This window comes from Parabacteroides sp. AM58-2XD (genome assembly GCF_003463685.1).
GTDB classification, from domain to species: Bacteria; Bacteroidota; Bacteroidia; order Bacteroidales; family Tannerellaceae; genus Parabacteroides; species Parabacteroides segnis.
In genome coordinates, this window is the sequence record NZ_QSDP01000002.1 from 77,525 (window position 1) to 93,279 (window position 15,755).

Genomic DNA, 15,755 nt, shown 5'->3' on the forward strand with positions numbered 1-15,755 from the left:
TTAAAGCCTGTCTCACGACAAGCCCTAACCAATTTTGTTAACCTTAAATCTAATACTATTATGAAAAAACCACAATGCAAAGATAAGGCTGTAGCAAGCCTTTGTCAAGTCTTTTACAGACAATATATGTTAAGCTATCCGAGCATTGTAGCTAAAAATTGTTTTAGAACACAAAACTTTATACAATACAGACAAAAACTGCTAATTTTAACAGTTGAAAGGAGCGTTCTCCACCCTTTTAGCCCCTTGCAAAACTTATAGCATATCTACTATCCGCCGCTGCTCTTCAAAAAAGACGATACGGTCTTTCTCTCCGCTTCGGGAGATCAGGGTAGAAGTACGGATCAGGGATTGCATCCACTGCTTCATCCGTTGGAATATAGCTTCGTCAGGAGATGTCGCGTCGTTCAGTGTGAAAGATTTAAGCATCGTCAGATGGCAATGTTGCGTTTCCACATAACTGTAACTGGTTTCAAAATTAACACAGCTGACAAAAAAGTGGATATTCTTACCTTCCTTCCAGAAACCTCTGGCAGCCAAAGTCTCCAGATCATCAATAAAAATCATCAGTTCCTTCTTCAGGACATTTATTTCCTCCCGGGTAATCAAGTAAATGCTGGCAAAATATTTAATATCATTCACCAGGTACAGGAATGTCATGCTATCCATTATATGGTACGCATTGGCTGCCTGGCAAACCTCCGTTACAATCTCGCTGTTTATCAGTTGCAGCCGGTCCGGCGGTTCAATCTGGCTGTACCGGGCAGGCATAACACTTCCACATTGATAAATCCATTTGAACAGGTAAAACTGATAAATATGCCTGTAACCTAACACCAACGACTGAGGAAGAATATTCAACGCCCCGCCCACTTCTGAATTCGGATCATCCTTGAGACACCTCAACTCATTCACAAAGTTTTCGAGCATCTCATAATCCTCTTCGCTCGGATTCAGGAAGTTTACCATTTTCATCTGGAACGGCCTGCTCTTACCCGAAAAACAGCCAATGATATGATCCAACGAAATATCCAGCTTGGCAGCAATGGTAGCAATTTCGAAGATGGTAAAAGGGACATCGCCTCTCAACCGACGATAAACGGCTTCCTTTTCCAGCATTAGAAGATCGGCCAACTTATTTGTCAGCACACCTCGGCCCGGAAACTTGTCTTTAATAGCCGTTACAAGATTTTCATATAACAGGTCATTTTTCATACATAATCGTTTTTCAAATTTGGTCTTCAGTTCCCGGCGTCTGTCCTAAAAAATACGTTCTGTTTCCGACAAATATATTAAAAAACTTTTGATTATGTAGCTCTTATTCCTGTTTCCTTTCTCTATTTTTATTCACAAGGCAATGTAAACCAGAACCTTGAACCCACACCAGGCGTTGAATCCACACCGATCTCACCGCGTAAGGCATAGACGATCGTTTTACAAATAGACAAGCCTAAGCCTGTTCCCTGCTTAAAGGAGTCGACTTTGGTAAACCGTTCGAAAATCGTTTCGATATTCCTGGCTGAAATACCGATACCGGTGTCGCTGACTTCAAACAAGACATGATCCTCTTCCACACGATAGGAAAGAGTGATAGCTCCTTGTTCGGTAAACTTGATTGCATTCGACAGTAAGTTGGAGACCACTTGCGTAACTCGCTTGGGGTCGGTATGGAGTATTTTGTCCGGCAAAGCATTCAGATCGCACAGCATGGAGACGCCTTCCTGAACTTTCAGGGAGTGTACCTTATATTGTTCCGCACATATTTCCTTTATATTGACATCCGTCAGTGAATAATCCATCATTCCCGATTCGATCTTTGAGAAATCGAGGATATCGGTGACCAGACGAAGAAGCAGATCGCAATTTGTATTGATAATCTTCACATATTCATCCTTTTCCTCTTCGTCTTCCATTTCAGCAATGATACCGGAGAAACCGACAATGGCATTCAAAGGCGTGCGGATCTCATGGCTCATATTGGCAAGAAACGTAGATTTCAGCATATCTGCCTCACGGGCCTTTTGCATTTCCAGTTCATTCTTACGCGATTCGTCGCGGGCCTGCTGCAAACTCTCTTCCAGCTGTTTCTCTCCCGTTATGTCTGTTATATAGCAAACGACTTTGCTGGGATGCCCGTCTTTATTGATTTTGTGCGCCTGGGCATTTATACGAATCCATGTGGGAACCGTCCGGACAAACATTTTACATACAAAACTACAATTATCAGTCTCCCCGCGGATAACCTGCAAAAGAGGTCTCATATCATTCCCGGGGATAGAACTGAATTGCCCCAAATCCCACAATTCCTGAATAGACAGATAATTATGTGTCTTCAGATAATTGAACAAAGGATTTGAACTGGAATGGTCATTCAACACAGGGTCTATATACAGTTCATCCTCCTCCACGCTATACTCACCGACTATTGAACGACCGGACAACAAAACGGCTTTCAAAATAGCCAGGTTGTTACGGGTCTGTTCCGCTTTAAGTTGCACATCCGTGTTATCGGAGATGATAAGCAGGTATCCGACCCGCCCGAACTCCGGATCATTCAGTCCTATCCCCTTTATCTGAAGATATTTGATCTGGTCTACGAAAGCCGACGGATAATAACTGGTATTTTGTATGATACTAAAATCATAGACGAATGGAAAACTAAACGCCCGCCCACTCTTTATCCCCTTCAGTATTTTCTCCGGAATAGCCGGGTTCCTGAAAAGATTAATGCCTAAAAGATCTTTGCGAGCAGAGCCGAAAATACGAGCATCAGCCTCATTGAGATCGATCAGGTAACCTTCGGAGTCATACAGTTCCACCCCGATAGGCAAATTATTGAAGAACTGTTTAAATTTGATGCTGAGCTCCGCCAAATGTTTCCGCGATTCTTCCAGGCTGGCTTGTGTCTCCCGGCGTTCGATGATCAGGGAAAAGATGCTTGCTATAATATGTAAGTCTTCGATTTCCGTAGCAGTCCAGGCTCGTTGTACCCGAACAGAATCAAAACCGATAAATCCCTGTATTTTATTATGGAAGGAAAGCGGAATAATAAGCATGGATTCCAGGTGCTGCAACTCAAACAGCTTTTTATCCGTTTCCGCTTCCGGAGGCAAGTCGCTCATGCTGCACATGACGATATCGCGTCCGTCCTTCACTGTTTCCATGATCCAGGGGATAGTCTCGTCCGTCAGTTCCGAATGGTTCTCTTTGGGGACTTCCACCCATTCGCTCATCACTTCGTAAGGGAAATAGGCTGTCCGCCCGTCTTTTTCAAAAATAGCTACATATCCCCAGTCTGCATTGAAAAAGTTCAGGAGCAAACTCATGGCCTTCTCTATCGGCTGACGTTCTTCATTAAACAGCAATACAAGTACCTCGGAAATAATACGCTTGATATTTGAAGCTTCAGCAAAAGAACTGCCGGTATCGGCCTTCTGTTCATTATCGCGTGCTTCTAATAATAGTATCAGCTCCTCTTTGGATAATCGGTTATATTTGTTCTTTGTTAGCGTTGACATCATATGATGATTCTTTATAAACGCAAAAATATTGAATAGTTTTGATTTTTAAGGTATTTCAAGGAACTAATTCACGTCGAGACATGTTAATATTCACCGGAAATCGCCCGGCAAGCCGTTTCTTTAGAACAATTATGCTTTTAATCATAAGCGTGTTCAGCGTAAAAAGTTATATTTGCATGTTCTAATGTAGACGATTTTAAATATGTTGAAGCAACAGTTACAACAAAAGTTACAGCAAAAGCTATCTCCGCAGCAGATCCAGTTAATACGGCTTCTGGAACTTCCCGCTATCGAGCTGGAAGAACGAATCAAGCACGAACTGGAGGATAATCCTGCCCTGGAGGAAGGAAAAGATATTGCGGACGACTTTGAACGGACTGACGACGAGGGTGTTGATGATATAACTACAAACGAAACAGATACAGACCTCTCACTCGGAGACTATATGAGTGAAGACGATATCCCGGACTACAAACTCCGCGAGATAAGCGAGAAAACCGACCGTAAGGAAGATATTCCTTTTTCCGTAAGCCAGTCATTGAACGAATATCTGCTGCAACAGCTCGGATTGCGTGACCTGCCGGAAAAGGAAATGAAGATTGCCGAATATATTATCGGAAATATAGATGACGACGGTTACCTGCGCCGCGAACTCTCCGCCATTGCCGACGACCTGGTTTTCCAGGCCGGACAAGACGTTAACGAGAAGGAAATAGAAGAGGTTCTCACCATCATACAGGATTTCGACCCCGCCGGAGTCGGAGCCCGCAACCTACAGGAATGTTTATTGCTCCAACTCGACCGTAAAGAGTTGACGCCCGGAGTAAAGATGGCGATCCATATCCTCACGGAATATTTCGAGGAATTTACCCGCAAGCACTACGACAAGATCATGCGCGGCCTCAACATCAGCGAAGGCACGCTGAAAAAGGCTATTCACGAAATAATTGCCCTCGATCCTAAACCTTGCAGCAGTTGGGGTGGTTCTATGGAAGCAGCCATGAGCCAGGTCATTCCGGATTTCCTGGTCGAGGCGGTGAACGGCGAATTGATCCTGAGCATGAATAACCGGGATATTCCGGATCTGAAGATCAGCCGTGAATATGCGGAAATGTTTCAAGACTATGCCGGCAATAAAGCCAACCAGACTTCCAAAATGCGTGAAGCAGTGCAGTTCGTAAAACAAAAGCTGGATTCCGCACAATGGTTTATCGACGCTATCAAACAGCGTCAGGAAACATTACAGCGTACGATGGAAGCCATCATCCTCCTGCAACGGGACTTTTTCCTGACGGGAGACGATGCGACCCTGCGCCCGATGATACTGAAAGACGTGGCCGAACGTGCGGGATACGACATATCGACCATTTCGAGGGTTAGCAACAGTAAATACGTGCAAACCAATTTTGGCATCTACCCTCTGAAGTTCTTCTTCTCCGAATCGATGCAAACCGACAGCGGCGAGGAAATATCCACCCGTGAGGTGAAGAAGATAATGAAAGAACACATAGACAGCGAGGATAAACGCAAACCGCTCACAGACGAGGAACTCACCACGATCCTGAAAGAGAAAGGTTATGTGATCGCCCGCCGCACAGTAGCCAAATACCGGGAACAATTGGATATTCCGGTTGCAAGGCTCAGAAAAGAAATATAAATTTGAAGCGTTATGAGATTGTTTTCAAATATAATATCCGGCATGTTCCACCCGTTACTGATGGTAACGTATGGAGTCATTCTGGCATTGTCATTCACATACCTGGCGATCTACCCGCCCACCATGAAGATGTTCCTGGTTGGCGGAGCCTTCCTGTCGACAGCCGTCGTTCCGGGAATTTTCATCTTTCTGATGGTTAAGAACGGGGCCGCCGGCGACCTGGAACTGACAGACCGCAAAGAACGGGTAGTTCCCTACCTGATCATCATCACCTCCATCATGGTCTGTATATTTTATATGTACAAGATGATGATCCCGTTCTGGTTCCTCTCGTTGCTGATGGGGGCCTGCGTAGCATTGCTCTTTTCCCTGTGCATTAACTTCTTCTGGAAGATCAGTGCCCATGCGCTGGGCATCGGAGGACTTCTCGGAGGAATCATGGGTGTTGCGCGCATCCACCTGATAAATCCTTACTGGGGATTCATTATCATACTGCTGGCAGCCGGGCTGGTCGGTACTTCACGTATCTTTTTAAAACGGCATACTCCTATGCAGGTATATGCCGGCTTTTGTCTCGGTTTTATATGTACCTTTGTAGCCTCATTATTGAGTTATATCTATTTATTCATCTAATAAAAACACTAAAGTTATGAACTTTCCTGCTGATTTAAAGTACACAAAAGATCACGAATGGATTCGTGTAGACGGCGAAGTTGCCTATATCGGTATCACTGACTATGCTCAGAGCGAATTAGGCGAAATCGTTTTTGTAGACATCACCACTGAAGGCGAAGTCGTTGCCAAAGAAGAAGTTTTCGGTACAATCGAAGCTGTAAAAACTGTTTCCGACCTGTTCATGCCGGTTAGCGGAGAAGTGATCCAGGCAAACTCCGACCTGGAAGACAAACCTGAACTGGTAAACGAAGATGTTTACGGAAACGGATGGTTGATCAAGATTTCCATGTCTGACCCTTCTGAACTGGACGACCTGCTGTCGGCTGCCGAATACGAACAACTGATCGCAAAATAAATGACACCGGTAGTAAGTATTATCATGGGCAGCACTTCCGACCTGCCCGTAATGGAAAAAGCAGCCAAGTTGCTGGACGAAATGGAGATTCCTTTCGAAATGCACGCCTTGTCTGCCCACCGTACTCCGGCTGAAGTGGAAGCCTTTGCCAAAGGAGCCAAAGACCGTGGTATTAAAGTTATTATCGCCGCAGCCGGTATGGCTGCACACCTGTGTGGCGTGATTGCATCCATGACTACCGTTCCGGTAATCGGTGTGCCTATCAACTCTACACTCGACGGTATGGACGCCCTGCTGGCTATCGTACAGATGCCTCCGGGAATTCCTGTTGCCACTGTCGGTATCAACGGAGCATTAAACGCCGGAATCCTGGCAGTCCAGATGCTTGCCGTAGGAGACGAACAACTCCAGGGCAAGCTGGTCGATTACAAGGAAAATCTGAAGAAAAAGATCGTAAAAGCCAACGAAGAGTTAGCTCAGGTATCTTTTAAATACAAAACTAATTAATCAGATTGTTGGAACATAGCCTGTTTTTAGCGACTGAAAGGTAACTTTTCCCCTCTTGAGAGCGGGCAGGGGGTGTGTTAAAGCCAGTAAATAAGGCGAAAAGATAACACACCCCTTATCTCCTCTCAAGAGGGGAAACAGATACCACCGGACGCTCCGGCCATGTTCCCCAAAACAAACTAGTAAATGGATTATTTTAATTACAGTCGCCGTAAATCATCTGTTGTCAATATAGGAAACACCCCGTTGGGGGGCGAGAACCCGATACGTATCCAATCCATGGCCAATGTATCCACCATGGACACCGAAGCCTCTGTCCGCCAGGCCATCCGCATGATCGAAGCCGGAGCCGAATATGTGCGTTTCACCGCACAGGGAGAACGCGAAGCCCGCAACCTGGGAGAGATCCGGAAAGAACTGAATGCCCAGGGATATACCACCCCGCTCGTTGCCGACATACATTTCAACCCCAGAGCTGCCGATGCCGCCGCCGAAGTGGTGGAGAAAGTACGTATCAACCCCGGTAACTATGTTGACAAAGTAAAAACATTTGACCTTCTGGAATACACCGACGAAGAATATGCAGCCGAATTACAGAAGATACGCGACCGTTTTGTCCCTTTCCTCGACATTTGTAAAAAACACGGAACCGCCATCCGCATTGGCGTAAATCATGGTTCACTGTCCGACCGTATCATGAGCCGGTATGGTGATACCCCCGAAGGAATGGTTGCCTCTTGCATGGAATTTCTGCGCATCTGCCGGGACGAGAATTTCCCGGACGTGGTAATCTCCATCAAAGCATCCAACACGGTTGTCATGGTCCGCACCGTACGTCTGCTCGTCCGCACCATGGAAGCAGAAGACATGCACTACCCGCTCCACCTGGGAGTGACCGAAGCCGGTGACGGTGAAGACGGCCGCATCAAAAGTGCTGTCGGTATCGGTGCCCTGCTGACCGACGGAATAGGCGATACCATCCGCGTATCCCTCAGCGAAGACCCGGAAGCAGAAATACCGGTTGCCCGCAAACTGGTTGACTACATACTGGAACGCCGGGAACACAGGCCGATTGTCGCCCAGGCAGTTCCCGGATACGACCCGGTAACAGCCACACGCCGCATCAGCCGGGTAACGGAAGGCATCGGAGGCAACTTCCCTCCCGTCGTCATCTCCGACCGCAGCACCGGCGACTTCGAATTCGATTATTCTTCCCTGCCCGATTACATATACATCGGCAAAGAAGACCCGGACAATCTTCCCGACAACTTCCGCATGCTGGTAGATGCCCATTTCTGGAAAGAACGTCCGAATGCCTACCCTTACTTCATCGCTTCCGAAATAGAGGAGATGAAAGAATACAACTCTCCGCTGAAGTTCATCCGCCTGACATACAATGACCTGACGGATAAGACGCTGGAGATACTGAAACAGGATAAAACAGCCGTGGCAGTCCTGAGCACCCACCACCGCAACGGTGTCGGATCGCAACGTGCAGCCATGCACAAACTACTGGCAGCCGGCTGCGATATCCCCGTCATCCTTCACCGCGACTATCACGAGCCCGACAAAGAAGCCCTGCAACTCAAAGCAGCAGCCGACTTCGGAACCTTGCTGCTCGATGGTTTCGGCGACGGCATCATGCTGCACAATAATGATGAATGCGAAGCCCTGGTCACCGACAGTTACATGTTCGGCATCCTCCAGGCAACCCGTTCGCGCATCAGCAAAACAGAATATATCTCCTGCCCGAGTTGCGGGCGTACGCTCTATGACCTGCAAACGACGATTGCCCGTATCAAAGAGGCGACTTCACACCTGAAAGGACTGAAGATCGGCATCATGGGCTGTATCGTAAACGGTCCCGGCGAAATGGCCGACGCCGACTACGGTTATGTAGGTGCGGGACGCGGGCAGATCAGCCTCTACAAAGGCAAAGAATGCGTGCTGAAAAACATCCCCGAAGAAGATGCAGTAGAACGTTTAGTTCAGTTAATAAAAGAGAACGGAGACTGGCAGAACTGATATTTGTACTATCTTCGTCCCTCAAAATCAAGATATAATATGGAAGTAAAGATAATTAATAAATCACATCACCCACTGCCTGCCTATGCAACAGAATTGTCGGCAGGTATGGATATCCGTGCAAACCTGACAGAGCCCGTAGTGCTGAAACCATTGGAACGCAAGCTGATCCCGACCGGATTATACATTGCCCTGCCCGAAGGTTACGAAGCACAGATGCGCCCCCGCAGCGGCCTGGCATTGAAACACGGCATCACCCTGCTGAACACGCCGGGAACGATCGATGCGGATTACCGGGGTGAGATCGGAATCATTCTGGTCAACCTTTCTTCCGAGCCGTTCACCGTGAACGACGGAGAGCGTATCTGCCAGATGGTTATCGCCACCCACAGCCAAATAAGCTGGAAACCGGTAGAAGTCCTCGACGATACGGAACGGGGTGCCGGAGGTTTCGGACACACGGGAAAAAAATAACGACAGTCCGACACCCGGACCTTACCGGAACAACACTGATTAATAAAGCATAGATACAAACATATGTTGAAACAACTAATATACGGAATACTCTTTTCACTTCTCCTGCTGACAGGAACCAACCCCTTGCATGCAGAAGAGACCCGGAAAGACACTCCCACCAAGGCAAAAGAATTAAGTGAAGCCGAACAACGGAAATTCGACTATTTCTTCTTCGAAGGGCTGAACCTGAAAACAGCCGGGAAGTTCGATGCCGCTTTCGACGCTTTCAACCATTGCATGGCCATCGACTCGACGGCATCTCCTGTACTGTACGAACTTTCATCGTTCTATGTGCAGATGAACCGGCCGGAAAAGGCGGTCGAGATGTTACAGCGCGCCGTAGCCAACAGCACGGACAACTTCACCTACCGGATGGCACTGGCTACTATCAGCCGCAACCTGGGCATGTACGGAGAAGCAGCCGAGGAATATGAGAAACTGGTAAAAGCCTTTCCCGGAAAACCGGAACTGAACTATTACCTGGCAGAAGCACTGACACAGGAAGGCGAAACCGGCAAGGCTATCGACGCCTACAACGCCCTCGAATCGTCCATCGGCATGAACGAGGCGCTCTCCATGCAGAAATACAAGCTCTACAACCAGCTGGAACAATCGGATGCCGCTTTCAACGAAATAGAAAAGCTGGCTATCAAATATCCGATGGAAGCCCGCTACCAAATCATCCTGGGTGACCTTCACCTGGAAAAGAACGACACGATAAAGGCTCGCGCCTACTACCAGAAAGCCCATGAGATCGACCCGGGTAACCCTTACTACATCGTCTCTATGGCCAACTACTACGAAGCGACCGGCAACAAGGATGCTGCCGAAACGCAGATACGCAATGCCTGATCAATGAAAAACTGGACGTAGACACCAAAGTCGCCATCCTCTCCCGTTATATCCTGAAGTTGCAACAGACGAAGAAAGGGACGGACAGCGCCAACGCCTTATTCCAGACATTGCTTGAACAACATCCGGAAGACACCGACCTGAAACAGATGTACGGTAGCCTGCTGATCGCCCAGGGGAAAACAGACGAAGCCCGTTTCCAGTTCCAACTTATCACAGAGATGGAGCCCGAAAACGCCGCCGCCTGGCAACAACTGCTGAATATGTCGCTGAAAGCCGAAGATATTCCCGAAGTGATCCGTATCTGTACTAAATGCCAGGAACTATTCCCGGATGCACCCGAATATTATTTCTATCTGGGTATCGCTTATTATCAGCAGGAAAAATACCAGGAAGCCCTGAACACCTACTATGCAGGTATCAACATCATCCCGACGGATAATCCCCGGCTTAAATCCGATTTCTACGGACAGATCGGCGACATCTACTATCAGATGAAACAAATGGACCAGACATACAAGGCTTACGACGAAGCACTGAAATACAACGACAACAACATCGTTGTCCTCAACAACTACGCGTATTTCCTTTCGCTGGATAAAAAAGACCTGAAAAAGGCGGAACGCATGAGCGCCCAGTGCATCAAGCTCGAACCGGACAATGCGACCTATCTGGATACATACGCATGGATATTCTTCGTACAGGGCAACTACACCCTGGCCAAGATTTACATCGAAAGCGCCCTGGAGAAAGACACGACGAAAAGTTCGGAACTGGTAGACCATTACGGTGACATCCTGTATATGATAGGAGACAAGGACAAAGCCATAGAACAATGGAAAAAAGCCCGCGAAATGGGTAAAGAAAGCGAAATACTCGACCGCAAGATCATTGAAGGCAAATATATCGAAGAGGAGGAAGCAAAATGAGCAGGATAACAACTCTTGTCCCCGCGATCCCGCGTCAGGCACGGGAACGGGTAAGTTTAGCTTTTATCTTATTGATCATCCTGTTCTTGTCCGGCTGTAAAACATCAAAGAAAGTCGGGACGGTAGCCTCCGGCAGTGCCAAGGCACACGACGAGTTTTTTGAAGCCATGGAAGAACATTCTTTTCAGTTCAATACGATGACGGCACGCCTGAATGCAGAACTGAAAACGGCCAAGAACAACATGAGTTCGCGTGTCGACCTGAAGATGGTCAGGGACAGCGCCTTCCAGCTATCCGTACAGCCATTCCTGGGGATCGAAGTTTTCCGCGCCGAATTTACCGTCGACAGCATAAAGGTAGTAGACCGCATGAACAAACGGTATGTCGCCGAACGTTATGCCGACCTGAAAGGCCAGACACCGATCGAATTTAACTTTTATAACCTCCAGGCACTGTTCACCAACCATATCTTCCTGCCCGGCAAACAGGAGATAGACTCCAAACAGTACAAACGTTTCAAACTGAACCAGGAAGGCTCGACTGCCGAGATCAAGGTCAAAGACACGATGGGACTGCTTTACACCTTCTTTGCCGACGGCGAAGAGAAGTTGCTTTCCACCTACATCACCGACCCGTCCGAGCAATATGCCCTGCAATGGGACTATTCCGATTTCCGCGTGGCGGAAGGACAGCCTTTCCCGATGCTGATGGACGTACAGGTCCTGGCAAACGGTTCGTCGCAGGGAGGCATCGCTTTCCGTTTCTCCCGCATCCAGACAAATGTTCCGGTTAATCTGGACTTCTCCATTCCGGCTAAGTATAAACGTATTACCTTTGCACAAATCATAAAATCAATCAGTAACAGCCAGCAATAAAAATGAAGTACATTTGGTTTGTCATATTCATGTTATCTGCCCTGACCGCCTTCGGACAGAAGTCCGCCCGGGTGAGACAGCTTGAAGAACAGCGAAAGAAAGCGCTGGCCGAAGTCGAAATGACAAACCAGTTACTGCAAGAGACGACGCAAACAGCCCAGAACACCCTCAACCGGCTAAATCTGCTCTCACAACAGATCCTTTCCCGTAAAAAGGTGATCAGCCTGCTCAACCAGGAACTAGGCGAACTGGATAACCAGATAGCCGCTTCCCGCCGTGAGATCAGCAAGCTGGAAAAAGAACTAGGCAGTAAACGTGAGAACTACGGCAAGTCCGCACAAAGCCTGTACAAACGCCGCAGTTCGCAGGATAAACTGCTCTTTATCCTCTCCGCCGATAATTTCGCACAATCCATGCGCCGTATGCGTTACCTGCGTGAATATGCCGACTGGCAGAAGCACCAGGCCACCGAGATCATCGACAAACAAACCGAGATCACCCTCAAACAGAAAGAACTGGAAAAGACACGTTCCGAAAAGAACGCATTGCTGGGAACCCGCGAACAGGAGAGCCAAAAGCTCCAGACCGAGGAAAGCAGCCAGAAAGCCGAAGTACAGCAACTCAACAAAAAACAAAAGCAGCTGAAAGAAGAACTCCGGAAGAAGCAACAGCAAGCCAATGCCCTGAACCGTCAGATCGAAAAGCAGATTGCCGAAGAGATAGCCCGTGCCGAAGCCGAAGCTAAGGCCACCCGCGAACGTGAACGCCGTGCCCGCGAAAAGGCCAAAGCAGAAGGAAAAGAGCCGGTCAAAGAACCCGTACAGGAAGAACGCGTAGCCGATACCAAAGGCGGTTATGCCATGACACGCGCCGAAAAGAAACTGTCCGACGACTTCGCCGGCAACCGTGGCCGCCTGCCCTTCCCCGTAGCCGGACGTTATACGATCGTCGGAACCTTCGGCGAACAACAGCATCAGGAACTGAAATACGTACGCACCAACAACAGCGGTATCGACATTCAGACAAATCCCGGAGCCGAAGCCCGTGCCGTCTTCAATGGCGAGGTAACCCGTGTATTCGTAGTGCCCGGCTACAATAACTCCGTCATCATACGTCATGGTAATTACCTGACCGTCTACAGCAACCTGAGCCAGGTATATGTAAAGGCAGGCGATAAAGTCAGCACCCGTCAGACTATCGGAAAGATATTCACCGATACGGAGAGTGGCAATGCCACCATCCTTCATTTCCAGCTTTGGAAAGAAAAGACCAAGCTGAACCCGGCACCGTGCTGGATTGATCCGTTAACATATTTTAGGCGCACCGACTAACCAACGGCAGCTAGCTAGTCTAACTCTCTCCAGATAGACAGCCTAACTGCCGTTGGTTAGTCGATCTAACTCCCTAAGGTTAGCCGATCTCATCCTCCTGGGCAAAGAGTAGCTCTGTATTTTCCTTTTTTCAATCCAATTAAGTACCTTTGCCTCCTACTTAAAAGTTTTATTATGTATTTGACACTCTTTCTTACTTTCCTGAAAATTGGTGTGGGGACGATAGGCGGTGGCTATGCAATGCTGCCATTGATACAACGGGAGGTAGTAGACCGCGGCTGGCTGTCGAAAGAAGATTTCATCGACCTTTTCTCCGTTGCCCAGTCGTTACCGGGTATCTTCGCTGTAAACATCTCCATCTTTGTCGGTTACAAGTTGAAAAAAAGTATGGGGAGTGTAGTTTGCGCACTCGGAACAATCCTACCGTCTTTCCTGATTATCCTGCTGATCGCCACGTTTTTCACCCGCGTGCAGGATAATGAATGGGTTGAAAAGATATTCAAAGGCTTACGTCCCGCCGTCGTGGCGCTGATCGCCGTGCCTTGTATCACTACGGCACGTTCCATCAAACTGAGTTATCTCACGATGCTTATCCCTGTTGCAGCCGCGTTGCTGATCTGGATAGGAGGCGTTTCGCCGGTATGGATCATCCTGGTTGCCATTGCAGGCGGGTTGGTATATGGTTTAAAGATAAAGAAGAATTGATATGATCTGGTTACAGTTACTTTACGTTTACCTGAAGATCGGGATCTTCGGTTTCGGTGGCGGATATGCCATGCTCTCACTGATACAGGCAGATGTAGTAGACCGCTATAAATGGATATCTCTGCAAGAGTTCACGGACATTGTCGCAATCTCTCAGATGACACCCGGTCCGATCGGGATCAATAGTGCGACTTATATCGGCTATACGGCCATACATAATGCCGGATATTCTCCTTTTATGGCAGTCCTCGGTTCCTGTCTGACCACATTTGCCGTATGTTTGCCGTCGTTCATACTGGTACTGGTCATCTCCTACTTTTTTGCCAAGTTCAAGAACAACAAATATGTCGTTGCCGCCTTTACGGGCTTACGTCCGGCCACAGTCGGACTGATCGCCGCCGCTGCACTCATGTTGATGAACAAAGAGAACTTCATCGACTACAAAAGTTTCCTGATCTTCGGTGCCGCCTTCATCCTTACCTGGAAGTTCAAGGTCCATCCGATACTGATGATTGCATTGGCTGGGGTTGCGGGGTTGATATTGTATTGGTAATTATAAATAGCTTTCAGATATCTCAGACCAGGGCAACCACACCCAAATAACTTGTTTCAGATCTTGTCAAATATGAGTGTTTGTTTATAGCAACTGGTTGTACCTGGCTCCCCTCTGGAGAGGGGGAAGGGGGTGTGTCATATCCCCGCCATACAACCATCCTAATCAGAGTCACTAGACTATTACAGGTTCATTTGCCGTCTGCTTCAGCTGACGGTTTACAAGTTGTTTCTCTCTTTTGGCTTCAGCCACATGTCTCTTAGATAGAAACCTGTAAGAAATGGGACTAAAGTCCAATGAGATAGACCCCTGACTAATCCGTCAGCTGAAGCAGACGGCAAATAAACCTGTAACAAGGCTTGTTTTATTGACTGGCTTTAACACACCCCCTACCCCCTCTCAAGAGGGGAGACAGGTACAACCAGTCACTTAAATAGATAGCTCAAATATTTCTACCTTGGAACATCCTTTTGGTACGGTTGCCCTGATTACAATTGTATATCACGAGTACTTTAGAACTTTTCTTCAGTGATCCGGTTTTGTTTCCTATTTCATACGAAAGCCCCGACAGGAAATTCTGCCGGGGCTTTGTTTTTGTCTGTTTTCACTCTTCACAGAGGTAGAACAGAAGAACTTTATTTCATTACTTTAGTATTAATATGACACTTGTTCGCCTGTCGCAGGTTAATTAATTCCATACGGAATCACGCAGTCAACTCTAATTTATTGATTATAAATAATTTCTTATTTTACGATAGCTTTAACTGTTGTTTCTCCTTCAACAGCTACTACAACTATACCTGCAGGAGCTTTGATAACAGCGTCATCAGAAGTGATAACAGTATTAGCAATTGTCTGACCCAGCAGATTGTTGATAGCTACTCTCTTGCCTGCTGCACCAACAATTGTGATCTGACCTTCGCCAGCAACAACCTTCACAGCAGAAGCATTGATTTCATCGTTAGCTGTAACAGTACCTTCCTTGCCAACTTCGATTTCGATTTCACCTACATTGTCTCCAACGAACTGAGAAGTAGGAATGAATTCTTGTGCTAACAAAGTTTTACCATCAGCAAACAGACAAGGATGATAAGCTGTAACTGTTACATCATACAAGCTATTCGGCTTCATGTTCTTAACATTTACAGTTAAGTATTTGCCATCCTTCGTATAGTTAGCTTCGTTACCAGCATGAATTTTTACAGATTCCGCACCATCAACCAAGTTGAACTCTACGTTTTCAGGACCTTCCCA

At 47.3% G+C, this 15,755-nt stretch carries 12 protein-coding genes and 2 pseudogenes; 11 read left to right on the plus strand and 3 right to left on the minus strand.

Annotated features, from left to right (window positions below; all coding sequences use genetic code 11):
- Window positions 1-255: 255 nt before the first annotated feature.
- Both DXA15_RS00975 and DXA15_RS00980 read right to left on the minus strand, forming a co-directional pair.
- The gene (locus DXA15_RS00975; protein ID WP_128132835.1) at window positions 256-1,215 is read right to left on the minus strand and encodes a hypothetical protein; all 960 of its coding nucleotides are present in this window, start codon (window positions 1,213-1,215) and stop codon (window positions 256-258) included.
- Window positions 1,216-1,343: 128 nt separating this feature from the next.
- Window positions 1,344-3,521 (minus strand): ATP-binding protein, encoded by a 2,178-nt coding sequence (locus DXA15_RS00980; protein ID WP_128132836.1) that lies wholly within the window; start codon window positions 3,519-3,521, stop codon window positions 1,344-1,346.
- A 202-nt stretch (window positions 3,522-3,723) separates the two neighbouring features.
- Between DXA15_RS00980 and rpoN the strand changes: the two genes are divergently transcribed.
- The 11 genes and pseudogenes from rpoN (at window position 3,724) to DXA15_RS01035 (ending at window position 14,501) form a co-directional block, all read left to right on the plus strand.
- The gene (rpoN, locus tag DXA15_RS00985; protein WP_128132837.1) at window positions 3,724-5,178 is read left to right on the plus strand and encodes an RNA polymerase factor sigma-54; all 1,455 of its coding nucleotides are present in this window, start codon (window positions 3,724-3,726) and stop codon (window positions 5,176-5,178) included.
- A 12-nt stretch (window positions 5,179-5,190) separates the two neighbouring features.
- On the plus strand, window positions 5,191-5,811 hold the full coding sequence (locus tag DXA15_RS00990; RefSeq protein WP_128132838.1) for a phosphatase PAP2 family protein: 621 nt from the start codon (window positions 5,191-5,193) through the stop codon (window positions 5,809-5,811).
- A 16-nt stretch (window positions 5,812-5,827) separates the two neighbouring features.
- Window positions 5,828-6,208: a glycine cleavage system protein GcvH gene (gcvH, locus tag DXA15_RS00995; RefSeq protein ID WP_128132839.1), complete on the plus strand. Its 381-nt coding sequence runs from the start codon at window positions 5,828-5,830 to the stop codon at window positions 6,206-6,208.
- Window positions 6,209-6,715 (plus strand): 5-(carboxyamino)imidazole ribonucleotide mutase, encoded by a 507-nt coding sequence (gene purE, locus DXA15_RS01000; RefSeq protein WP_128132840.1) that lies wholly within the window; start codon window positions 6,209-6,211, stop codon window positions 6,713-6,715.
- A gap of 186 nt (window positions 6,716-6,901) precedes the next feature.
- Window positions 6,902-8,740, plus strand: a complete 1,839-nt coding sequence (locus DXA15_RS01005) for a 4-hydroxy-3-methylbut-2-en-1-yl diphosphate synthase (RefSeq protein WP_128132841.1) — start codon at window positions 6,902-6,904, stop codon at window positions 8,738-8,740.
- 39 nt (window positions 8,741-8,779) lie between these two features.
- On the plus strand, window positions 8,780-9,214 hold the full coding sequence (gene dut / locus DXA15_RS01010) for a dUTP diphosphatase (RefSeq protein ID WP_128132842.1): 435 nt from the start codon (window positions 8,780-8,782) through the stop codon (window positions 9,212-9,214).
- A gap of 63 nt (window positions 9,215-9,277) precedes the next feature.
- Window positions 9,278-11,037 (plus strand): annotated as a pseudogene (locus DXA15_RS27835) (tetratricopeptide repeat protein).
- Window positions 11,034-11,912, plus strand: coding sequence for a DUF4292 domain-containing protein (locus tag DXA15_RS01020; RefSeq protein ID WP_128132843.1), 879 nt, complete (start codon window positions 11,034-11,036; stop codon window positions 11,910-11,912). The pseudogene DXA15_RS27835 and the gene DXA15_RS01020 overlap by 4 nt, the downstream one beginning before the upstream one ends.
- 2 nt (window positions 11,913-11,914) lie before the next feature.
- A complete protein-coding gene (locus DXA15_RS01025) occupies window positions 11,915-13,243 on the plus strand; it encodes a murein hydrolase activator EnvC (protein WP_128132844.1) in 1,329 nt (442 codons plus the stop codon).
- A 174-nt stretch (window positions 13,244-13,417) separates the two neighbouring features.
- Window positions 13,418-13,948: a chromate transporter gene (locus DXA15_RS01030; RefSeq protein WP_122326983.1), complete on the plus strand. Its 531-nt coding sequence runs from the start codon at window positions 13,418-13,420 to the stop codon at window positions 13,946-13,948.
- Window position 13,949: 1 nt separating this feature from the next.
- Window positions 13,950-14,501 (plus strand): chromate transporter, encoded by a 552-nt coding sequence (locus tag DXA15_RS01035; RefSeq protein ID WP_009860140.1) that lies wholly within the window; start codon window positions 13,950-13,952, stop codon window positions 14,499-14,501.
- A 744-nt stretch (window positions 14,502-15,245) separates the two neighbouring features.
- Here the strand turns inward: DXA15_RS01035 and DXA15_RS25730 are convergent.
- A pseudogene (locus DXA15_RS25730) lies at window positions 15,246-15,470 on the minus strand (DUF6383 domain-containing protein); the annotation flags it as partial.
- Window positions 15,471-15,755 lie beyond the last annotated feature (285 nt).